This window comes from Actinoplanes sp. NBC_00393 (assembly GCF_036053395.1).
GTDB lineage: Bacteria > Actinomycetota > Actinomycetes > Mycobacteriales > Micromonosporaceae > Actinoplanes.
Window position 1 is genome coordinate 845882 of the sequence record NZ_CP107942.1, and the last position, 21722, is coordinate 867603.

The 21722-nt window shown below is 71.5% G+C and carries 22 protein-coding genes; 9 read left to right on the top strand and 13 right to left on the bottom strand.

The genetic code is table 11. From position 1 onward, the window contains the following. Positions 1–3: 3 nt before the first annotated feature. The 5 genes from OHA21_RS03740 to OHA21_RS03760 all read right to left on the bottom strand — a co-directional run bounded on the left by OHA21_RS03740 (position 4) and on the right by OHA21_RS03760 (position 7108). On the bottom strand, positions 4–276 hold the full coding sequence (locus OHA21_RS03740; protein WP_328470141.1) for a hypothetical protein: 273 nt from the start codon (positions 274–276) through the stop codon (positions 4–6). Positions 277–281: 5 nt separating this feature from the next. Beyond that, complete coding sequence (locus OHA21_RS03745) at positions 282–485, bottom strand: hypothetical protein (RefSeq protein WP_328470143.1); 204 nt, start codon at positions 483–485, stop codon at positions 282–284. Further along, complete coding sequence (locus OHA21_RS03750) at positions 478–5184, bottom strand: DUF6531 domain-containing protein (protein WP_328470145.1); 4707 nt, start codon at positions 5182–5184, stop codon at positions 478–480. The genes OHA21_RS03745 and OHA21_RS03750 overlap by 8 nt, the downstream gene beginning before the upstream one ends. A 44-nt stretch (positions 5185–5228) precedes the next feature. Then, on the bottom strand, positions 5229–6710 hold the full coding sequence (locus OHA21_RS03755) for an Nramp family divalent metal transporter (RefSeq protein ID WP_328470147.1): 1482 nt from the start codon (positions 6708–6710) through the stop codon (positions 5229–5231). A gap of 101 nt (positions 6711–6811) precedes the next feature. Next, complete coding sequence (locus OHA21_RS03760; protein ID WP_328470149.1) at positions 6812–7108, bottom strand: hypothetical protein; 297 nt, start codon at positions 7106–7108, stop codon at positions 6812–6814. Between the two features lie 130 nt (positions 7109–7238). Here OHA21_RS03760 and OHA21_RS03765 point away from each other — a divergent pair, with 130 nt between their 5' ends. Both OHA21_RS03765 and OHA21_RS03770 read left to right on the top strand, forming a co-directional pair. Continuing rightward, the gene (locus OHA21_RS03765) at positions 7239–8345 is read left to right on the top strand and encodes an LLM class flavin-dependent oxidoreductase (protein WP_328470151.1); all 1107 of its coding nucleotides are present in this window, start codon (positions 7239–7241) and stop codon (positions 8343–8345) included. Then, a complete protein-coding gene (locus tag OHA21_RS03770) occupies positions 8342–8956 on the top strand; it encodes an FMN reductase (RefSeq protein WP_328470153.1) in 615 nt (204 codons plus the stop codon). The genes OHA21_RS03765 and OHA21_RS03770 overlap by 4 nt, the downstream gene beginning before the upstream one ends. 302 nt (positions 8957–9258) lie before the next feature. Here the strand turns inward: OHA21_RS03770 and OHA21_RS03775 are convergent, their stop codons facing one another. Further along, complete coding sequence (locus OHA21_RS03775) at positions 9259–10134, bottom strand: LysR family transcriptional regulator (protein ID WP_328470155.1); 876 nt, start codon at positions 10132–10134, stop codon at positions 9259–9261. A gap of 73 nt (positions 10135–10207) precedes the next feature. Between OHA21_RS03775 and OHA21_RS03780 the strand changes: the two genes are divergently transcribed. After that, the gene (locus tag OHA21_RS03780) at positions 10208–11128 is read left to right on the top strand and encodes a DMT family transporter (RefSeq protein WP_328470157.1); all 921 of its coding nucleotides are present in this window, start codon (positions 10208–10210) and stop codon (positions 11126–11128) included. Here OHA21_RS03780 and OHA21_RS03785 read toward each other — a convergent pair. The 5 genes from OHA21_RS03785 to OHA21_RS03800 all read right to left on the bottom strand — a co-directional run bounded on the left by OHA21_RS03785 (position 11117) and on the right by OHA21_RS03800 (position 14163). Next, positions 11117–11653, bottom strand: coding sequence for a DUF6529 family protein (locus OHA21_RS03785; RefSeq protein ID WP_328470159.1), 537 nt, complete (start codon positions 11651–11653; stop codon positions 11117–11119). The two genes, OHA21_RS03780 and OHA21_RS03785, sit on opposite strands and share 12 nt — an antisense overlap. Before the next feature lie 2 nt (positions 11654–11655). Then, positions 11656–12567, bottom strand: a complete 912-nt coding sequence (locus tag OHA21_RS03790) for a hypothetical protein (protein ID WP_328470161.1) — start codon at positions 12565–12567, stop codon at positions 11656–11658. Between the two features lie 313 nt (positions 12568–12880). Beyond that, the gene (locus OHA21_RS52655) at positions 12881–13291 is read right to left on the bottom strand and encodes a hypothetical protein (protein ID WP_442875152.1); all 411 of its coding nucleotides are present in this window, start codon (positions 13289–13291) and stop codon (positions 12881–12883) included. Continuing rightward, positions 13173–13835 carry a protein kinase domain-containing protein gene (locus OHA21_RS03795; protein WP_328470163.1) on the bottom strand — a complete coding sequence of 221 codons (663 nt, stop codon included), beginning with the start codon at positions 13833–13835 and terminating at the stop codon, positions 13173–13175. The genes OHA21_RS52655 and OHA21_RS03795 overlap by 119 nt, the downstream gene beginning before the upstream one ends. Positions 13836–13878: 43 nt before the next feature. Beyond that, complete coding sequence (locus OHA21_RS03800; protein WP_328470165.1) at positions 13879–14163, bottom strand: pyrophosphorylase; 285 nt, start codon at positions 14161–14163, stop codon at positions 13879–13881. Between the two features lie 90 nt (positions 14164–14253). On the opposite strand from OHA21_RS03800, the gene OHA21_RS03805 reads away from it, so the two are divergent. Both OHA21_RS03805 and OHA21_RS03810 read left to right on the top strand, forming a co-directional pair. Beyond that, positions 14254–14709, top strand: a complete 456-nt coding sequence (locus tag OHA21_RS03805) for a hypothetical protein (RefSeq protein ID WP_328470167.1) — start codon at positions 14254–14256, stop codon at positions 14707–14709. 75 nt (positions 14710–14784) lie between these two features. Then, positions 14785–15297 carry a DUF1990 family protein gene (locus OHA21_RS03810; protein ID WP_328470169.1) on the top strand — a complete coding sequence of 171 codons (513 nt, stop codon included), beginning with the start codon at positions 14785–14787 and terminating at the stop codon, positions 15295–15297. On the opposite strand, the gene OHA21_RS03815 is transcribed toward OHA21_RS03810, so the two are convergent. Further along, positions 15286–16272, bottom strand: coding sequence for a serine hydrolase domain-containing protein (locus OHA21_RS03815; RefSeq protein WP_328470171.1), 987 nt, complete (start codon positions 16270–16272; stop codon positions 15286–15288). The genes OHA21_RS03810 and OHA21_RS03815 overlap by 12 nt on opposite strands. Positions 16273–16334: 62 nt before the next feature. Here OHA21_RS03815 and OHA21_RS03820 point away from each other — a divergent pair, with 62 nt between their 5' ends. From OHA21_RS03820 to OHA21_RS03835, 4 genes are all read left to right on the top strand, one after another. Further along, positions 16335–18590, top strand: coding sequence for a molybdopterin oxidoreductase family protein (locus OHA21_RS03820; RefSeq protein ID WP_328470173.1), 2256 nt, complete (start codon positions 16335–16337; stop codon positions 18588–18590). After that, a complete protein-coding gene (locus OHA21_RS03825; protein ID WP_328470175.1) occupies positions 18578–19054 on the top strand; it encodes a hypothetical protein in 477 nt (158 codons plus the stop codon). Before OHA21_RS03820 ends, OHA21_RS03825 begins: the two co-directional genes overlap by 13 nt. A gap of 89 nt (positions 19055–19143) precedes the next feature. Then, positions 19144–19764, top strand: a complete 621-nt coding sequence (locus OHA21_RS03830) for a putative glycolipid-binding domain-containing protein (protein ID WP_328470177.1) — start codon at positions 19144–19146, stop codon at positions 19762–19764. A gap of 101 nt (positions 19765–19865) precedes the next feature. Beyond that, a complete protein-coding gene (locus OHA21_RS03835) occupies positions 19866–20060 on the top strand; it encodes a hypothetical protein (RefSeq protein WP_328470179.1) in 195 nt (64 codons plus the stop codon). A gap of 420 nt (positions 20061–20480) precedes the next feature. Here the strand turns inward: OHA21_RS03835 and OHA21_RS03840 are convergent, their stop codons facing one another. Then, a complete protein-coding gene (locus tag OHA21_RS03840; RefSeq protein WP_328470181.1) occupies positions 20481–21065 on the bottom strand; it encodes a cupin domain-containing protein in 585 nt (194 codons plus the stop codon). Between the last annotated feature and the right edge of the window lie 657 nt (positions 21066–21722).

Consider the following 21722-nt stretch of genomic DNA (forward strand, 5'->3'; position numbering starts at 1 on the left):
GGATCACTCCGGCGGCGGGGGTCCCCACGGCGTCGGGAGCTGCCCGAGGCGTTGCAACCGGCGGCTCTCCCGGCTGTTGTGGTACTCGAGGGGGATCTCATCGAGGTCGATCCGCTCGCCGGTGCCACGGCGTTGCGCTGCCACGATGTGCACGAAGGGGCGCGGGCCGGGTCCTCTCTCGATCCATTCGGTCAGGGTGGCGGTGGTCTCGCCGTGCGAGGTCGCCACGGTGACGATGACGTCGTCGTACTCGGAGGGATCCAGCACTGTGCTCATGTCCTTCACCTACGGATCGTCGTCACCACGGTGGCCTTTCCCGAGCGCCGGTTCACCCGGACGATGACGTTGCCTCCGCGGAAGGACGTATTTGTCAGCACCTCGTAACGGAACAGGCCCCAGCTGACGGTCACGGGTTCGAGCCAGGGCAGGCCACTGCGCTCGACCTCGGCCCGTGCCAGTTCGACAGCCTGATCGCGGTCAATCATCGGAGAACACCCCTTCGAGGACCTTGTAGCCGCCGTATCCCACCGCCCCGGCGCCGACGGCGACTGCTCCCGTCTCGGCGAGCAACCGCCCAGGCGTGACATAGCCCTCCTTGAGGGGGAACGCCATTCCCTTGAACGGATTCAGCGTCCCGTAGCTTTCCGCGGCCGCCTCTTCCGTGTAACGCCAGAGAGAAGACTTGTCGTAGAGGCCCAGTGTGATCTTGCGCAGCGCGTCACGGCCCGGCGTGAGGATGGAATGCACGGTCTCGTGCCGCAGTGTCTCGGCGAATCCGGCCGGTGTCTGGCCCGGCTGGATGAAGATGCGGCCGAACTCGTCGGTTTGACCCAGGGTGTTGGGCGGGAGATTGGCGAGTTGATAAGGCCGGTTCGAGGTCTGAGCTCGAGCGCCGACCCGGCCGCCGACGCCTCCGGTCACCCCGCCCAGCAGCAGGTCCGTGGCCATTCCCGCCGGGTCGAACACATCCTCGCCGTGCAGGCCCCGATTGACCCCGCCGCCGAGGACATTGCTGACTCCGCCGGCGACCGCGCCGCGCAGAAACGGGCTCGTCGCGGCGAGCCGGGCGGAACTGCCGACGAAGAGCCCGGCACCGGCGCCGACAACGCCGGTCGCGCCGCCGATCAGGCCGGAAACGGCGACCTCGCCCCAGTTGACCTCGCCGGTCGTGGCTTTCTGCACCGCCGTGCTGCCGCCGGCGCTGAGCAGCGCGCCACCGATCATCGCGGCTCCCAGCGGCCCGCCGACGCCGGTCGCCATCACGGCGATGCCGCCGACGATCATCGCGCCCGCGGCGATGTACTCCCAGTTGTCGCCGACCCATGCGGCGGCGTCCTCGAAGGCGCCGCTGCTCATCTCGTCGCGGTAGGAGGCCAGCTCGGCGTCGGTGATCGGGCGCAGCCCGAGGGGATCGGCCGAGCCGAGCGGGTCGTTGCCGGCGTAGCTGTACGGGTTGCCCTCCCAGGACGTGCCCGGGATCGGCGGCAGCGGGTCAGGCGACAGGAACGAGCGGCTCCCCGGCTGGTAGACCCGGTTGCGCAGCCAGGTCAGCCCGGCGAACTCCAGCTCGCCGCGATATCCGATGCCCGGTTCGTCCCGGGCCGGCGCGCCCCACGCGTCGCGGTGCGAAGGGGTGCCCTGCCAGTCGGGCGTGAGCTGCTGATCACCGACCACCCACGGGGTGAATGCCCCCAGAACCGGCTGGTCGCCGAGCCGGCACAGCATCCCGGCCGGTCCGGTGTCCCAGACGACCGGCTGCCCACCCACTTCGGCGAGCTCGCCGAGCGGGTCGTGGCGCAGCTCCAGGTCGTCGACCGCGGCGAGCCGGCCCAGCGCATCCCAGTGATACGTCCGGTCACCTTCCCGGACGCGGCGACCTGCGCCGTCGTACTCGAACCGGGTGTCGCCGCGGGACAGCAGCCGGCCCGCCGCGTCGTACACATATGTCAGGTCGCCTTCGCGGACCAGCCGGCCCACCGCGTCGTACTCGAAGGTGATCTCCCCGGCCGCGGTCAGCTGGCCCGCCGCGTCGTAGCGGTAGGTGCGCTCGCCGTCCCCGGTGATCCGCCCGGCCGCGTCGTGGGTCAACCGGGCGGTGCGCCTCCCGGCCGATGACTCGAAGGTGTACGCCGTACGCAGCCCACCCGAGTATTCCCAGGTCATCCGCGCCTGCCCGGACTCCGCGGCGATCACCCGGCCGAGCGCGTCCCGGCGGATCGTGATCGTCCCGGTCACCGGGTGTGCGACCGCGGCCAGCCGCCCACCCGCGTCGTACGAGTAGGTGCTCTCCGAGGAGTCCGGATGCACCAGCGCCACCCGCTGCCCGTCCGGGTCGTACCGGTGTCCCACGGTCACGCCGTCCCGGCTGCGCGAGACCAGCCGCCCGGCCCGGTCCCACGCCAGATCCACCCGGCGGTCGCCCTCGGTGACCGTGACCGGCCGGCCGAGCCGGTCACGGCGGAACCTCAGCGGCGGCCCGTCGCCACCGGTGATCGTGACGACCCGGCCCGATGTGTCGTAGGTCCAGCGGATCGTGCGGCCGGAGCCGTCGGTCCGCGCGGTCAGCCGTCCGCCCTGGTCGTACTCGTAGTGAGTGCGCCCGTCTTGCACGACACGCCCGGACTCGTCATGGCGGAACCGGGTCTCCGCACCGAGCGGATCGACGATCTTCGTGATCCAGCCGCGCGGATGCCGTTCGTAGCCGGTCCGGTTGCCGAGCGCGTCCACCGCGGCGATCAGGCGGCCGGCCGCGTCGTACTCGAAGCGGCGCGTGCCGCCGGTCGCGTCGGTGACCGCCACGACCCGTCCGGCCGCGTCGTGCTCGTATCTGGCCCGGCCACGTCCCGGGATCTCCCGCTCGACCAGGCGACCCGCGACGTCGTACGCGAAAGTCTGTGTGAGCCCTTCACCGTGCTGCACGGCGACCAGGGCGCCGTCGGCGTCGCGCTGGAAGGCGACGCGCCGGCCTGCGCCGTCGATCCGGGCCGAGATCCGCCCGGCGGCGTCATGTTCGAAGGTGGTCACCCTTCCCGAGGGCGAGATGGTACGGCGTACGCGCCCCGCCGCCGTGTACTCGATCCGGGTGCGCCCACCGTCCGGCCCCTCGATCACCGTGCGGCGCCCACACCGGTCGTACTCCGCCCGGGCCGCGGCGCCGTCCGGCCGCACGTGCGCCGTCACCCGGCCGAGCGGGTCGTACTCGAACCCGCTCCCGGTCAGCCCGTCGTGCAGCCCGGTCACCCGGTTCTCGTCGTCCACGGTCACCGTGCGCCGGGTCCCCATCGGGTCGAGGGCCGCGACCTGGTTGCCGGTCGCGTCGAACTCGCGCATCCAGCTCGCCCCGGACGGATCGGTGGTGGCGACCAGCCGGGAGAGCGTGTCGAAGGTGAAGTCCCACTTCGCGCCGTCCGGCAGGATCAGCCGGGCCGGGTTGCCGACGTCGTCGTAGGCGATCGTGGTGTGGTGACCCAGCGGGTCGATCGCGGTCTCGGGGTCGCCGTGCGGCCCGTAGACCGTCTCCTTCCGGGCGCCCGCCGGATCCGTCACCGCGATCTGCCGGCCGCCGGGGGAGTGTTCGTACCGCCAGGCGCCGCCGGCCGGGTCGCGCCACTCGACGAGGCGTCCGCGCTGGTCGTACCGGAAGGTGTTGCGGCGGCCGAGCGGGCTGATCGTGGCGGTGACCCGGCCGGCCGCGTCGCGTTCCACCCGGGCGGTGTTGCCGAGCGCGTCGGTGGCGGAGATCAGGTTGCGCGCGCCGTCGAAGCCGAAGGAGACGGTGACCCCGTCCGGGTCGGCGATCCGGTGCACCAGGCCGTCCCGGACGTCGAGCCGGGTGATCCCGCCCTCCGGGCCGAGGATCTCGCTGGGCGTCCGCTCCTCGCCGTCGTAGCGGTAGCGGACCTCCGAGCCGGTCGTCGCCGCGACCCGGATCAGCCGCCCGGCCGGGTCGTAGCCGTACTCGAACTGCCCTTTCCGCAGCAGGTGCCCGCGATCGTCCCAGCGCATAGTGCTCACCGCGCCGTTCCGGTCGGTCACCGTGACCGGGTTGCCCCACTCGTCGTAGGTGCGCCGCAGCGTGTTCCCGTGCCCGTCGGTGACCGCGAGCAGCCGGCCGTGGTCGTCGTGCACATAGGTGTCGGTCTCGCCGACCACCGTGACCCGCCCCGGCAGGTACGCGTACCCGGTGCGCCGCCCGAACCGCGAGACCTGCTCGACCACCCGCCCGTCAGCGTCGTACCCCGTCCGCGCCTCGGCCACCCCGTCCGCGTCGACCAGCGCGGTGACCCGCCCGTGGTCGTCCACCTCGTACCGATGGCCGTCGGCCTCGACCAGCACGCCGTCCGCATAGCCGTAGTCGATCCGCCCGGCGGCGTCCGCCAGCCCGGTGATCCGGTCATCGGTCCAGGTCAGCGTCACCGGCCCGACCGAGGTGAGCCGGTCTGCGGTCCAGCCGAACTCCAGCCGCCCGGCGTGGCGCAGATGCCCGGCGTGGTCGAACCGCCAGACCTCCCCGTCGAACCAGCGCAGCTCCAGACCGTCCGCGACCGGATGCACCGTGGCCGGAACCCCGACGACCCGGCCGTAGCCGTCGCCCTGGCGCCCGAAGACCGCCCGCTGCCCGTCCGGCCCGGCGTACTCGGCGCCGTCCGGGCGGGCGTGCAACCGGGTGTCGGCCCACGAGGACCAGCCGCGGCCGAACGCGCCGACCACGTCGGACCTGCTGTTGAAGACCCGGCTGAAGGTGGGCCGGTCGGTGACCTTGAGAACCAGGTTCCCGCTGGCGGTGTTGACCGGGTCGTCCGCGAAACCGCTGGTGGGCGGAAACCCGTACGCCACCGGGTCGTCGAACGTCACGGCCGCGCGCCCACCGCTCAGGCCGGCCGCCCGCAGACTCGCGGCGATGGCCGCGTCCGGCAGCCGGGCCAGGTCGCCGTCACCGCCGGCCGCGCGGAACGCCTGCGAGATCTGCGCGACCCAGCGGGCGTCGGTCTCGTTGAGATCCAGATACTGCCCGAAGGCGGTGATCAGCGAGGTCGCGTCCAGACTGCCCCAGCGCGTGCCGTCCTGAAACTCCGCATAGGCCGCGCGCAGCCGTGCGGCGTGCCCGCGCAGCTCGTCGTCGGCCGCCCGGCTGCCCCGGACGAACGCGTCCAGATCATCCGGGCGGGCCGAACTGCTCGCCATTTCAGAAAATCCCCCGCGTATTGATCATCGCCTTATTCTAGAACTCAGAACGTGACGAGCGGATCCCCGAAGAAGTCGGCGATGAAGTTGATGAAGAAGAATCCGAAGAACAACACGTTCGCCGCCAGCAGCACGTAGTGCCACGGGCGCGGGCGTGCGGGCCTGGGCAGCTTGCTGTTCAGGTACATCAACATGAACGGATAGATCAGCGCGCCGAGATTCGACATGTTCGCCGACCACTGCACGAGATTCACCGGCAGGGCCAGATGCAGAATCACCGAAATGACCACGAGCAGCACCAGCATGAACGGGAAATAGAACCGGCGCGGATCGCCCTCGATCATGGCGCGCAATTTCGGGCTGGTGCCGTGCGCGGCGTCGGTGGTCACCCGGACCATCGCCTCGAAGATGCCGAGCTGCGTGCTGAAGAGGATGAGCACGCCCAGGATCAGCGCGATGTAGAACATGCCGCGGCCGTACTCGGCCTCCAGCACGGAGGCGACGAAGGTGGGCACGTCCGCGGCGGTGGGCCGGGTGCCGGAGACCTCCACGGCGTGCGCCATCAGGATGGTCGGCAGCAACATCCCGATCATGGCGCCGACGAAGAAGACGCCCCACATGTCGACCAGCAGTAGTCGGTACCACCGGCGCCAGCGTCCCCGGTTGGCGTCGTCGTCGGGGAAGGTGACACCGACGTCGAGCAACTTGGTCTGGTCGCCGCGCAGGCCGGAGATGAACCCGGTCCGGTACCCCATGCCGTAGCCCTTGTCCCGGTAGTGGCCCATCACGTACCAGTTCAGGCCGGAGGCGAGGGCGGTGAAGCCGGCCAGGCCACCCAGCTGGGTCGCGGTGATCCCTTCCGGCGGCGCTGCCGGGGTGACGAACCCGCGGATGCCCTCCCACCACATCGAGAACGGCACCACGAACAGGTCGATGAGGATCAGCCCGACCAGGATCGTGCCGACCATCAGCCAGTTCGCCAGCTCCAGGGCGCGGCTGATCCGGCGGGCGAACGCGGTCAGCAGGAAGACCACGACGAGCAGGCCGATCGCCCAGAGCCGCGGTTCCTCGGCGCCGGCCGGTGCGACCTCCCCGTGCACCAGGGCGTACATGCCCTGGCCGGCAGCCGCGGCCCACCCGCCGGCGATGAAGGAGAAGATCACGATGAAGACCGAGAGCGGCACCCAGAGCAGGTAGCCGGGCGGCACCCGGCCCCAGCCGACGACCGGCGCCTCGCCGGTGGCCAGGACGTACCGCGAGCACTCCACGTTGTAGAACGTCTGGAGGACCGCGGAGACCAGGATGACCCAGCCGACGCCGACGAAGCCGTACTGCCCGACCGCCTGTGGGCCGAGCAGCCACTCGCCGCTGCCGATCGAGATGCCCAGCGCGATCAGGCTGGGGCCGACCACGTACATGAACAGCTGGCGTGGGCCGATCCGGCTGATCTTGAAGACCTGCTCCGGCTCGGGCAGGTTGTCCACAGCCAGGTCCGGGCGGCTGCGTCCCAGCGGGTACTGGTCCATAAGGCGCCTCCTCGGGAAGAACCTTCGTCCGCCCCCTGTGCAGGGGGCAAGAGCCGGACCGGTTCGGTGCACGATCTGGAAAAGTGATCGATATTAGTCAATCAATGCAGGTGTCGCTGCGCGGTCGGCGTCAGCGGCCGCCACCGGTTGCGGCCCTTGCGGTCCGGCCCGCAGATCGTCGCCAGGCCGTGCGCGGTCCGGCCGATCGCCCAGTTCGGCGTGCAGCGCCGCCCGATCTGCACGCCGACCCGGACCGCCTGGGGTGGCGCCCAGCCGGCGGTGGGCGCCGGCTGCGGTTCCGGCCGGGGCTCGGGGTCATTGCTGTGCGGCAGCACCGAGACGCCGACCAGTCCGCCGCAGCACAGGGCGGCGAGCGTCAACCGGAAGCGATTGCCCACCCGGTCAGCGTGACTGTGACCCCCGCCGCAGCACAAGTTCTTTGAATCTGAAATAGTTTCTCCGTCAAGGAAGTTGTGCAGGGCAGATCCGGGACGTCAGAGCCCCGGCCGGAAGCTCCAGGAGCGGGTCATGCAGTTCGGAATCTTCAGCGTCAGCGACATCACCACCGACCCCACCACCGGCCGGACCCCGACCGAGGCCGAGCGCATCAAGGACATCGTCATCATCGCGAAGCACGCGGAGGAGGTCGGCCTCGACGTCTTCGCGCTCGGCGAGCACCACAACGAGCCGTTCTTCTCGTCCTCGCCGACGACGACGCTGGCGTACATCGCCGCGCAGACCTCGACGTTGCAGCTCAGCACCGCGACCACGCTGATCACCACGAACGACCCGGTGAAGATCGCCGAGGACTTCGCGATGCTCCAGCACCTCGCCGACGGCCGCGTCGACCTGATGCTCGGCCGCGGCAACACCGGCCCGGTCTACCCCTGGTTCGGCAAGGACATCCGCGCCGGCATCCCCCTCGCCATCGAGAACTACTCGCTGCTGCACAAGCTGTGGCGCGAGCACGTCGTCGACTGGCAGGGCAAGTTCCGCACCCCGCTGCAGAGCTTCACCTCCACGCCGCGCCCGCTCGACGAGATCCCGCCGTTCGTCTGGCACGGCTCGATCCGCAGCCCGGAGATCGCCGAGCAGGCCGCCTACTACGGTGACGGCTTCTTCGCGAACCACATCTTCTGGCCCGCGTCGCACACCCAGCGCATGGTCCAGCTGTACCGGCAGCGCTTCGAGCACTACGGCCACGGCTCCGCCGACCAGGCCATCGTCGGCCTCGGCGGCCAGGTGTTCATGCGCAAGAACAGCCAGGACGCGGTCAAGGAGTTCCGGCCGTACTTCGACAACGCGCCCGTCTACGGCCACGGCCCGACGCTCGAGGACTTCACCCGGGAGACGCCGCTGACCGTCGGCAGCCCGCAGCAGGTCATCGACCGCACGCTGGGCTTCCGCGACTACGTGGGCGACTACCAGCGCCAGCTGTTCCTGATGGACCACGCCGGCCTGCCGCTCAAGACGGTCCTGGAGCAGCTCGACCTGCTCGGTTCCGAAGTCGTCCCCGTCCTGCGCAAGGAGTTCGCGGCGCTCAAGCCGGCCCACGTCCCGGACGCGCCCACCCATGCGTCCCTGCTGGCTTCGAAGTTGGCGAAGGACGAGAACAAGGAAGAGGTCCAGGCATGAAGCAGCGCAAGCTCGTCGTCATCAGCGCGGGCCTGAGCCAGCCGTCGTCGACCCGCCTGCTCGCGGACCAGCTGTCCGCGGCGGCGGTCGGCGCCGCCGCCCGGCTCGGTGTCACCCTCGACGTTCAGGTCATCGAGCTGCGCGACCTGGCCCACGAGATCACCGACAACATGCTGACCGGTTTCGCCAAGACCAACCTGAAGCAGGCGCAGGAGGCGGTCACCGCGGCCGACGCGCTGATCGTGGTCACGCCGGTGTTCAGCGCCAGCTACAGCGGCCTGTTCAAGTCCTTCTTCGACGTGCTCGACAAGGACGCCCTCGTCGACAAGCCGGTCCTGCTGGCGGCGACGGCCGGCACCGCGCGGCACTCGCTGGTTCTCGAGCACGCGCTTCGCCCGCTCTTCGCGTACCTGCGCGCCACCATGATCCCGACCTCGGTCTTCGCGGCCAGCGACGACTGGGGCGCCAACTCGGTGGAGGGCCCCCTGCGCGGCCGCATCGACCGCGCCGCGGCCGAGCTCGCCCGCGAGATCGAACATCGCGAGCCGGCAACGGTGACGGATCCCTTCGCGCTGACGGCCAGCTTCGAAGATCTGATGAAAAACCTTTAGCCGTACGCCTACGCAGCTTCCCCCGACTACCGCAGCGGCCTGGGCACATCCCCGGGCCGCTGCGCCACTTCCGGGCTGAAGCACGTGGCGGCCCGGCTGACGCTCAGCGCTGCTTCGCAGCGCTTGAGGCAGCGTTGGTGGTCAGCCGGGGGTTGCTGGCTGACGCTCAGCGCTGCTTCGCAGCGCTTGAGGCAGCGTTGGTGGTCAGCCGGGGGTTGCTGGCTGACGCTCAGCGCTGCTTCGCAGCGCTTGAGGCAGCGTTGGTGGTCAGCCGGGGGTTGCCGGCTGACGCTCAGCGCGGTTCAGCCGGCGATTCGGCGCAGGGTGGCCAGGACTGTGCGGACTGCGGCGCGGTGCAGGGTCTCGGGGCGGGTCAGGACGTCGATGTGGCGGCCGGCCGGGAGGTCGGCGAGCGGGCGGAGGACGACGCCGGGGTTCGGGACTGTCGTGTAACCGGGGAGCAGCGCCAAGGCGGCACCTGAGGCGACCACCGCGGCGGCGACGGTGAACTCGTTGATGCGGTGCGCGATGGTCAGCGGACGTCCGGCGGCCGCGGCGATCGCGGTCAGGGTGCCTTCCAGCGGGAAGCCGTCGTGCACGCTGATCCACGGCTCGGTGCTGACGTCGGCGCTGGTCAGCGGGGACTTCGTGGCCAGCCGGTGGCCGGCGGGGATCGCCACGTAGAGCGGCTCGTGGACCAGCGGGACCACGGTGACCCGGTCGGTCGGCCAGGGCGGGCTGTGCGCCAGCCGGTGCGCCAGGACCAGGTCGTAGTCGGCGACCAGGGCCGGGAAATCGGCGTGCGCGACGTCGGCGTCCGCGCAGCGCACCGGCGGGCCGCCGGCGGTCAAGAGCTGCGGGAAGTACGTCACACCGGCGCTGTGGAACGCGGCCACGGTGACCGGCGCGGCCGGATCGTCGAGGTACGCGTCGACGATCCGGTTCGCCTTGTCGAGGGCGGTCCACACCTCGGCCGCCGCGCCGGCGAGGGCCCGGCCGGCGTCGGTGAGCACAAGCTTGCGGCCACGCAACTCGGTCAGCGGCACCCGGGTGGAACGCTGCAGCGCCTTCAGCTGTTGCGACACCGCCGACGGGGTGATGTGCAGGGCACGGGCGACCGCGGCGACACTGCCCCGGTCGCCGAGTTCGCGCAGGAGCCGCAGATGGTGCAGATCCATTAGTCCTCGCTACATCGTCAGTTGAGAAGTTGCTGCCTTGTCTACATCATCGGGCCGCCCGAGGCTGGACCCCATGCTGATGCTGCGGGGCCGGGTCGACCTGTTGCTGCTCGCCGTGGCGGTGGTCTGGGGCAGCAGCTACCTGGCCGCCAAGAGCCTCGTCGTGGTCGGCGGCGTCCTCGCCGTACTGGCCCTGCGCTTCCTCGTCACCGTCCTGGCGATGGCCCCCGTCGTGATGGCCCGCCGCCCTCCGCGGCCGGGCCGGCGCGAACTCGCCGTGGGCGCACTGCTCGGCCTCACCCAGGCCGCGGTGCTGGTGCTCGAGACGTACGGGGTGTCGCTCACCAGCGCCACCAACGCCGGGGTGCTGATCAGCCTGACCATCCTGCTCACCCCCGCCCTGGAGGGCGCGCTGACCCGGCGGCGGCTGCCCGGCCGGTTCTTCCTGACCGCGGCCGTCGCGTTCGCCGGTGTCGTCCTGCTGGTCGCCGGCCCCGGCCTGCGCCCGCCCTCCACCGGTGACGCGCTGATGCTGGCCGCCGCCGTGGTGCGCACGGTTCACGTCACCCTCTCCGGGCACCTGACCCGCGGCCGCGACTACGACACGGTCACCCTCACCGCGATGCAGACCCTGGTCGGAGCGATCGTCTTCACCATCGCGGCCGCACCGGTCCTCGCCGTCACCGTGCGCGCCTTCGAACCCGTGCACTGGCTCGGCGTCGTCTATCTGGCCGTCGGGTGCAGCCTCTTCGCGTTCCTGGTGCAGCTGTGGGCCGTACGCCGCACCTCTGCCTCCCGGGCCGGCCTGCTGCTCGGCACCGAACCGGTGTGGGCGGTCCTGATCGGCGTGGGGCTCGGCGGCGAACATCTCACCGCGACCACCCTCCTCGGCATCGTCCTGGTCCTCGCCGGCGCCCACTTCGGCCTGCGCATCGAAGCCCAGCATCGGGCCGCCGCCCCGCCGGCCACCGATCGGGCGCTGCTACCAGCCTGAGCCGATCGTGGTGAAGAACCACAGCGACGAGGTCAGCCACAACCCCGCGACAGCGGTCAGGACCAGGCCGCCGGCCAGCGGCAACGCCCAGGCGCGGCCTTCACCGGGGCGGCTCAGCAGCAGCATCTTGGCGACGAACGCGCCGTAGAACAGGCAGCCGAGCAGCGAATGGGCCAGCGCGCGGGGGCTGTCGCTGCGGAAGCCGAGGGCGTACAGGCAGTGGACGGCCACCGGCAGCGAGACCAGTAGGGCGAGCCGGCCGCTCCACCGGTGCACCATGGGGGTCCAGCGTGCGGTGGGCAGCTTGCCGTACAGGGAGAGGGCGGAGAGCAGCTGTACGACGGCGAGGGCAGCGACGGCGGTGGCCAGCCACACCTTGGTGGTCTGCAACCGCAGGAACTCGGAGATCGTGGAACTGCCGGCCGGGTCGTGCAGCCGGCCGTACACCCCGAGACCGATTGCGACGCCGACACCGGCCACCGCGGGCAGCCACACGCGCGGCTGCCGTACGGTGCCGGTGTCCACGGTCAGAATCCCTCGCCGCTGTCGACGTCGATCGTGGTCGCGGTGAGCGTCGTGCCGTCGACCGTGGTGGTGCGGTTGGTGACGTCGAGCGACGGCGCCGGGGCGGGCACGCCGTCCTCGGTGAGCACGCCGACCTGGCGGCCGTTCGGGAGCACGATCCAGGAGCCGTTGAGCTGGGCGCCGCGTACCCGGGCCGCTGTTCGGTAAAGCCCGGAGGGTTTCTTCACCAGGCCGAGCGCGAAGTCCTTCGTGTCGCCCTCGACGGTGATCTTGCCCTTGGCCCGGCGCGCGTCGAACGTACCGGTGATCTTGCCGCCGCCCTTGCCCTTGAGCGAGAGAACGCCGCCGCGAGCAGTGCCTTGCAGCCACTCTTCGACCCGGTTGCCGTCGCAGACGTACGCGATGGCCTTCCCGTCCCGGATCGAGACCGCGAGGGTCCCGCCGTCGTCCGCGACCTCCCCGGCCAGGGTGACCCGCAGATTCTGCGGGCTGGCCGACGCCCCGGCCGGCGGAATCGCCAGCTCCGTGGTGGGCGGCAGCGAGGCGGGCGCGGCGTTGCCCCCGGTCTGCGGAGTCACCGCCGGTGGCAGGCTGACCTGCTGAACGGTCTGGATGTTCCGCTGGTCCGCCGAGGCGGTCATGTTGAGCCCGATCAGGACCGCCGCGACCAGCGCGGCGCCGGTCAGGGTGAGCAGCGGCCCGCGCCGCCATCGCCCTTTCTCCCGCGCCGGCGGCCCGGCCGGGGGAGGAGTGGGCGGCGTGACACCGGGCCTGAGACGCGTCTCCCGCTGCTCGTCGCCGGGCAGCTGCCCGGCCCAGTGGGCCAGGTTGTCCGCGGTCGGCCGCCCGGGATAGGGCTGCCCTGCAACTCCCGGGTCCGCAGCGGCACCCGCGCCTTCAGCGCCTGCGTCCACTGCGCCCGCCGGGCCCGGCGTAGGTGAGCCGGGGCGCGGTGGCCACAGGCCGCCGACCGAACCCGAGCCCGAGCCCGAGGCGCCGGGATACGGCTCCCCGGTCGGTCCCGGCGCAGGCGATCCGGGGTAGGCGCCGCCCGGAACGGGGCCGGCGGGGTACTGCTCGGAAACGGGGCTGGGCCCCGGAGATCCCGGGTATGGCGCGTCCCCGTGCGGCGCTCCCGTGCTGCCCGGCATCGGCGAGCCGGGATGAGCTTGATCGGCTGCGCCGGGGCCAGGAGTGCCGGGATAGGCAGAGCCGAACCCGGGTGACTCAGGATGTGGCACGCCTGCGGCCCCTGCCGCGCTGGCCGCCGCCGCGCCTGCCGTGCCAGCCCCGCCCGCAGCGGCGGCACCGGGATATAACGGACCTCCCGCGCCAGCCGCGGCGGCGCCGGGCTGCAGCGGCCCCGCCGCCGCAGTGCCGGGAAAGGCCGCAGCGCCGGGCGAGAGTGCGTCGGGGCGTGGTGTGCCGGCGGCGGTCAGCTGCCGCAGGTAGGCGGCTACCCGCCGGGCTGGCGGGCGATGGCGGGGATCGGCCGCCAGGCAGTCGCGGGCCACCGCGTTCAACGGCGCGGGCAACTCGTCCGGCGTGCCGCGCGGGTTCCCGGGTGACCATCTCCACCAGCAGGACGCCCAGCGACCACACATCGGCCGTTGCGGTGGGTGCGGCACCGGTGAAGATCTCCGGGGCGGTGTAGCCCGGTGTGCCGCCGACCGCACCCCCGGTCGGCGTCGTGCAGCAGCACCGCCACGCCGAAGTCGGTGATGCGGACCGAAGGCGCGGCGGAACCGCGCGCCACCAGCACGTTTTCCGGCTTCAGGTCAAGGTGGACGATGCCCTGGGCGTGGGCTGCGGCCAGCGCGGCGGCGGCCTGGGCGGTGATCGCGGTGGCCTCGGATGGGTCGAGGCGGCCGCCGCGGTGGGACAGGTGGCGCCGCAGGTTGGGCCCGTCGACGAAGTCCATGATGAGCGCGAGAGTGCCGCGTTCGACGATCAGGTCGCGCAGCCCGACCACGTTCGGGTGGTCCAGGCTGCTCAGCGCGGCCTCCTCGCGGAGGAACAACTCGCGGATGCGGCGGTCGGCGGCGAACTCCGGGCGCAGCAGTTTCGCGGCCAGCGGTGGGCCGCCGTTCCGGCTGGTCGCCCGCCGCACCACCGCCACCGCGCCGCGGCCGATCTCCTCGTGCAGCAGATATTCCCGGCCGAGCGGCTCCTGATCGGCCATCCCCGTACCTCTCAGAATTGATCTTCGAATGAGCGAGAATTCCTCAGTATCCGCCACCGGCGGTCATGATGTTCTGCGCGATCTTCTGCAGTTGCTCGCGCAATTGATCCAATTCGACCTTGGCCTTGTCCAGCGCGGCCTTCGTCTCCGGCCAGGTCTGATCCCGGAACTGCTGGGCCAGCGGACCGTCCCACACGTCCGGGTTGGACAGCATCTTTCCCTGCGCGTCGAGCTGAGCGATCTGATCAGTGAGCCCCCCGTTGATGATGGCCTGCACCTGCTGGATCGAGGTTTTCGCCTGGTCCGTCGAGAGTACGCGTCCCGCCATCTGTCCACTCCCTTTCTCGGACTGCCATTGTCGGCACGACCCGCCTATCATCGCAATGAATCTCTGCCGGATGTGAGGCCGATTCAGAGGATGGCGATGGTCGATCTGCGGGGGATTTCCGAGGACGTGCCGTTCGACTGGGGTGCGGCCGGCCGGCTGGCCGCTCAGCTGCGAGCGAGCGCCGAGGAGTGCGAGGGCCAGATCTCCCGCCGGACCGCGGTGGCGAATCTGGCGGCCGAGGAGTGGCGCGGGTTGTACGCGCGGCAGTTCGCCGGCCGGATGCGGATCTGCACCGGCGACGCGCAGCGGCTGGCCGCGGCCATGCGGCAGGCGGCGAACCAGGTGGACGAGTTGAGCCGGCTGGCCCGCGAGGAGCAGGAGCGCCGGGAGAAGGCCCGCGCGTGGCAGCGCCAGCAGCAGGACGAGGGCGTGCTGGAGCAGATCGGCGACTTCATCTTCGGCGAGGACGACCTGCCCCCGGTGCCGGACCCGGTCACCCCACCGGTCTACACGTCCCCAGCACCGGTGACAGCGGGCCGCGAATAAGGCGCGGCCGCAAGCCAGAGGCGCGAGCCAGGAGCAGGGGCCGCGAGCAGGGGAGAAGCCCGGTAGCTTGGATCGATGCGGCCCGAGTTGACGTACGCCGAGGTGGGCGCCACCCGGGAAACCCCGCTGCCACCCGGCTACCGCCACGTCCGCCGGGACGCGCCGATCGGTTCCGGCCAGGCCGATTTCGACCGCGCCTGCGAAGCCCTCCTCACCTGGCGCATGCACCGCCACGCCGGCCTGACCGTGGCGGCAGGTTCCACGCCGCGTGCCGTGCCCGGCGCATTCGTGCACCTCCGCCTGGGTTGGGGCCCGCTGAGCATCGGCATCCCCTGCCGGGTGGTCTACTGCCTGGAACATCCCCGGCTGCGCGGTTTCGCCTACGGCACCCTGCCGGGCCACCCGGAGCGCGGCGAGGAGGCGTTCGCCGTGCATCTGACCGATTCGGGCCTGGTCCGGTTCCGGATCACCGCGTTCTCCCGCCCGGCCACCGTCCTGGCCCGCGCCGGCGGCCCACTGTCCATCGCCGTGCAGGAGATCGCCACGAGCCGCTACGTCGGCGCACTACGCAGGCTCTCACGAGGCTGACCGCAGCTCGGTGAGCAGCTCGAACGCCGGGTTGTCGACCATCCGCTGGGTGTCGCTGAGCACCACCACCCCGACCTTCTTCTCCGGGTCCCAGCCGGCGAACGACGAGAATCCGCCGGTGCCGCCGTTGTGGTAGATCTGCAGGTGACCGCCCTGTTTCGGATGCCGCCGCAGGGCCATCCAGCCGAGCCGCACGCTCAGGAACGGGTTCACCCGGTGCTCGGTCTCCAGCGCCAGCCGGATCGCCGGGGTCAGCTCACCGTCGGCCAGATGCGCCCGGACGAACGCGACCACGTCGGTGGCGGTCGACCGGAGTCCACCGGCCCCGGCCAGGTCGGCGAGGTGCCAGGGCCCGGTGGGTTTGCCGTTGCGGCGGTGTCCCTGTGTCGGCACGCCTTCGGTAGACGTACCGATCAATCCCAACGGCATGCTGATCTCGCGGCTGACGAGTGCGTCGTAGCCGAGGCCCGCGCGGCGCGCCAGCGCCAGGCCGAGCAGCCCGGCGCCGAAGTTGGAGTAGCGGAAGCGCCGGCCGGGCACGGCGCCGAGCCTGGCACGGCCCAGCGCGCCGAGCAGATGGTCTTCGGAGCAGTGTGCGTACGGATCCGGCTGATTCGGCCGCAGCAGCGCGCCCAGCAGCATGCCGGTCGGCAGGCGGGACAGCCCGGAGGTGTGCGTGGCCAGATGCCGCAGGGTGATCTCCTGCCCGCCGCGCGCCGGCACCTTCGTCCCGGCCGGCAGCAGGTCGCGCAGCGGTTCGTCGAGCGAGGTGACGCCGGCGAGGGTGAGCCGGGCCAGGGTGAGCGCGGTGAAGACCTTGGTCACCGAGCCGATCTCGAAGCGGGTGGTCGCGTCCAGGCCGCCGCTGCCCTGGATCTCGACGGTGTCGCCGGCGATCGCCGCGACCACCACGCCGTGCCGTCCCGGGGCGAGTCTTCCGAGGGTCTGCCGGACCGGGCCATCAAGATCGGACATGGGCTCCATCATGGTCCGCCGCCGCAAGGTTGGATCACCGGGGATCGGGGAACACCGGCGGGGTGGATCGGATCAGCGACATCTGGGGTACGCGTAACCCGCACTCCCGGGGCACGACCTGGCCGGCACGGGTGGATCTGCACCTCGACGAGGGCCTGACCGAGGCGCAGGTGGACCGCTGGGTGCCGAGTGCCTGCGTGCTCTGCAGCAACGGCTGTGGTTGTGAGATAGCCGTGAAGGACGGCCGGATGGTCGGCGTCCGCGGCCGCGCGGACGACCCGGTCAACGGCGGCCGGCTGGGCCCGAAAGGCCTGTACGGCAGCACGCCCTGGTCCCGCTCCCCGGACCGGCTCACCCGGCCGCTGATCCGCGAGGGCGGCGAGCTCGTCGAATGCGACTGGGACACCGCGATGGGCCGGATCGCCGAGGTCTCCCGGCGGCTGCTGCGCGAGCGCGGCCCGTTGTCGCACGGCTTCTACACCAGCGGCCAGCTCTTCCTCGAGGAGTACTACACGCTCGCCGTGATCGGGAAGGCCGGCATCGGCACCCCGCACATGGACGGCAACACGCGGCTGTGCACGGCGACCGCGGCCGCCTCGCTGAAGGAGTCGTTCGGCGCGGACGGGCAGCCGGGCTGCTACGACGACGTCGAGCACTGCGACGCGATCTTCCTGTACGGCCACAACATGCCGGAGACGCAGACGGTCCTGTGGGCGCGGGTGCTCGACCGGCTCCGGGGCGCGGATCCGCCGGTGCTCGTCTGTGTGGATCCGCGGCGTACCGCGGTGGCGGCCGAGGCCACGGTCCATCTGGCGCCGAAGGTAGGCACCAACCTGGCGCTGATGAACGGCCTGGTCCGGGAGCTGTTCGTCAACGGCTGGGTGGACGAGGACTGGGTCGGCGAGCACACGGTCGGCGTGGAGACGTTGCGGGAGATCGTTTCTCCCTACACGCCGGACGAGGTCGCACGGATCTGCGAGGTCGAACCGGAGGACGTGACGAAGGCGGCGCGGATCTTCGGGACCTCCCAGCGCGTGCTCTCCACCGTCCTGCAGGGCTTCTACCAGTCACATCAGGCCACCGCGTCGGCGGTCGCGGTGAACAACCTGCACCTGCTGCGCGGCATGCTCGGCCGGCCCGGCGCCGGCATCCTGCAGATGAACGGCCAGCCCACCGCGCAGAACAACCGCGAGTGCGGCGCCGACGGCGACCTGCCCGGCTTCCGCAACTGGGACAACGAGCAGCACATCGCCGAGCTGGCCCGGCTCTGGAACGTCGATCCGCTGGTGATCCCGCACTGGGCCGAGCCGACCCACGCCCTGCAGATCTTCAAGTACGCCGAGGAGGGCAGCATCGGCCTGCTCTGGATCTCGGCCACCAACCCGGCGGTGTCGCTGCCGGAGTCGGCGCGGATCCGCCGGATCCTCGGCGGCGACTGCTTCGTGGTCGTCCAGGATCTGTTCCGCACCGAGACCGCCGAGCTCGCCGACGTGGTCCTGCCCGCGGCCGGCTGGGGTGAGAAGACCGGCACGTTCACCAACGCCGACCGGACGGTCCATCTGAGCGAGCAGGCCGTGTCGCCTCCGGGCGAGGCCCGGAGCGACTTCGAGATCTTTCTGGGGTACGCCGACGCGATGGATTTCCGGGACGCGGACGGCCGGCCGCTGATCGGGTGGCGGACGCCGGAGCATGCGTTCGAGGCGTGGCGGGAGGCGAGCCGCGGCCGCCCGTGCGACTACAGCGAGCTGTCCTACGACCGGCTGCGCAGTTCGGGCGGGCTGCGCTGGGGCGCGGACCGGCTCTACACCGACGCGAGCTTCCCCAGCGCGACCGATTTCTGCGAGACCTACGGCCACGATCTGCTGACCGGCGCGACCGTCACCGAGCAGGAGCACCGCGCGCAGGGTGCGGACGGCCGGGCGTTCCTCAAGGGCGCGCCGTACCACCCGGCGCCGGAGACGCCCTCCGAGGAGTTTCCGCTGCTCTTCACCACCGGGCGGACCGTCCACCAGTTCCACACCCGGACCAAGACCGGCCGCTCCCGGCCGCTCAACAGGGCCGCACCCGAGGCGTGGGCCGAGCTTTCCGAAGCGGATGCGGCCAAGCTCGGGATCAAGGACGGGGATCGGGTACGCGTGGAGTCGCCCCGATCCGCCGTCGAGGTGCCCGCCCGGATCACCCGGGTGCCCACCGGGACCGTGTTCGTGCCGTTCCACTACGGCCAGGCCAACGAGCTGACCGCGACGGTCTGGGACCCGGTCTCCAAACAACCGGCCTTCAAGACCGCAGTCTGCCGGGTGACGCCATGCAACTCGTGATCTATCTCGGTCTGGTGCACCACGCCGAACAGACCCTCGCCGAGTCGTTCCGGGTCGTCGGGCACGGCCACGCCGACCAGCCCGACGTGCAACTCATCTGCGAGCAGCTCGCCGCGCTCAGCGACGACCACGTCCGCCGGCTCACCCCGGTCGTCGACCGGTACGGCGAGCAGCACAGCGGCGCCGACGTCGAGGAACCGGAACGTCTGCACGCCGACGGGCTGGCCGAGGTGCGCCAGGGCCCGGTTGGCCTGCTGCGGGATCTGCAGGACTTGCACGTGCTGGGCACTCTGGTACAGACCACCTGGACGGTCGTCCACCAGGCCGCACAGGGCCTGCGCGACGCCGAGCTGATCGGGGCGGCCCGGCACTGTTCGGCCGAGACGTCCCGGCAGCTGGCCTGGTTGAACACCCGGATGAAGGCGGCGGCTCCACAGGCGCTGATCGTTGCCGGGCGGGACTGACTGGCCACCCCTATCGGGCGTATTGTCGGCATCCGCGTGAACCGGATGCCACCATGGGAATCCGGCACGGCGGTAAAAGGAGGACGAAGATGTCCGAGACCATGGTCGGCCAGACCGAGACCCGCCCGGCGGGCCGGCTGGAGACCCTGCCGTCCGGTCCGCTGGCCTGGCAGCGCACCGACGTGGTCGGCACCGAGCTGGTCTTCCCCAGCGGCAGCGGCACCGCCGTCGTCACCGGCGCCACGCCGTACGCGGTGGAGTGGCACGCCGAGCTCGACGACGACGCGGTCGTGCGGGAACTGAGCGTCACCTGCCGGGGTGGTGGCTGGAGCCGCACCCTGCAGCTGCGGCGCACCGGCGAGGAGTGGGCCTGCCGGGCCGACGAGTCCGGCGACGCGGGCCTGCCGCCGCCGGGCGCGCCCGAGCCGGCCGGAATCGCCGCCGACGCCGTGGTCCGCCTCGCCGACTCGCCGGTCTTCGTGACCTGGGCGGTCCGCCGGCTCGGCCTCACCGTGAAGGGCGGCCCGGTGACAGTCGCGTCCGTGCGGGTCCTGCTGCCCTCGCTCACCGTGGTTCCCGGCACCACCACCTACCACCTGGTCAGCCCGAACCGGTTACGCGTCACCGGCGACGGCCCGGCCACCACGTACGAGCTCGACCCGGCCGGCGTGGTCGCCTACCAGGCCGGACGCCTGCGCCTGGTGCGCTAAGCCGAGGCTGCCGCCGTCCCGGTAGGACATTCGGCGGCGTTCCTGCCCCTGCACGGCGACCGCACCCACTCGCCGGCCTCGGCACTGAGCCACCGCCGTCGGTGCTGATCTCCTACTCCGAGGCGGAACGGCAGCGGGGGTATCCGCTGCGCGCCGGACCGTTCGACCTGGTGGAGACCAGCCCGGGCGACCTGGATCCGCTGGACCGGCAGGCGCTCGGCCTGCTCCTGGCCGGCCTGACCGACCAGGCCATCGCCGGCCGGCCTGACCGACCAGGCCATCGCCGGCCGGGCTGACCAGGCCGTCGCCGGCCGGGCTGGGCTTGTCGGCGCGCACCCTGCCCCGGCGGATCCGGCAACTGATGGGCAGACCGGCGTGGACAGCCGGATCCAGCTGGGGTGGGCTCGACCTTTCCGCATCTCGCCGGGCTGCCGCTCGGTCCCGGCGAGCTGCCGCTCCATCTCGCGAGCCGCCGCCCCATCTCAGCGAGTTCCACCTCGGTCTCCACAGGCTGCAGCTTGCCTTCGCGGGCTCCTGCTCGGTCTCCCGCGGACTTCAGCTCGCTGCTTCCTGCTCGTTCTCCGCGGGCTCCGCTCGTACTCCGCGGGTTGTCGCGGGCTCCGCTGGATCTCAGGAGATTCCTGCTTTGATCTCCGTGGACTACCGCTCGTTCCCGCAGGTTCCTGCTCGGCCTTTAGGCGGACTCTCCGCTTAAGTCAGAGAAGTCGGAAATCGGCGTAGTCGAAGCCTGGCGCAACCACGCAGCTCACCAGGACCGGTTGATCACCCGCCGGGACGGCCGACTGCCAGACTCCGGCCGGCACGAGAATCTGGGGCCGCTGACCCGCAGCCAGATCCGAGCCGAGCACCACCACCCGGGCAGCCTCGCTGGCCAATTCCGCGTCATTGACTTGCCGAGCCGCCGTCCCCACACCCTGAGCCGCTCCGGCCGTCCCAGTACCGGCGGTCCCAGTCCCGGCGGTCCCGGCCGCCTTTGTTGCCCCCACGGCGTGGGCCGTTCCTGCGGCACCTACCTCGCGAGGCGTCTCCCCATTGCCGCCGAGCCGCAACTCCAGCGGCCCGCCGGAATGCCAGAACCAGATCTCGTCAGAGCGGACCACATGCCACGCGGAGACCTCGCCCGGATGCAGCAGGAAGTAGATCGCGGTGGCGACGCTACGCGGTCCGTCATAGCCGTCGGGGGAGAACGTGACCGGAGACCGCCAGGTCTCCCGGAACCAGCCGCCCTCAGGATGCGGCGCCATGTCGAGCTGCTCCGCCAGCGGCGGCCGAACCGTCATGAACGCCGATCTTACCGACCTGCCCCGAGAACGGAGGCATCGCGGACGCCGCCCAGGCGCTGCCCGAACCGGCCGCTCCGGGCATTAGTAACACCCAGCCGCTGCGTGCCGACCGCACCCGAACTGGGAAACGCCGGCGATTCTGGTGGCAGCGCCGGCAACGTTGGTGGCGTGCGGCGATGCTGAGGGAAGCCGCTGGCAACGCTGGTGGCTCGCCTAGCTCCGGGCCCGTGGCCTGCACGACATGGCCCACGCGGCGATGCTGGCTGCAGCGCCCGGCAACGCTGCCGGCGTGCGACGATGCCGACGGGAGAGCGCGGCAACGCTGCTGGCGTGCGACGATGCCGGCGGGAGCGCGCGGCAACGCTGCTGGCGTGCGACGATGCCGACGGAGCGCGCGGCAACGTTGGTGGTGTGCGACGACGCCGGCGGGAGCGCGCGGCGACGCTGGCGGTAGTCCCGGGCAAACGCCGGCGTAGCGCTCGGCACGCTGGCACGGAACGCCATAACGCACAGCTGAGCACCCATTTCGGAGCCTTTCGATCATCCGGCTGTGCGTTATGGCTGCCTCAGCCGCCGGGAGACAGCCATAACGCACAGCCGCGCCTCCCAAATCGGACATTCTCGTCAGCGAGCTGTCACTTAGGAACCTGTCGC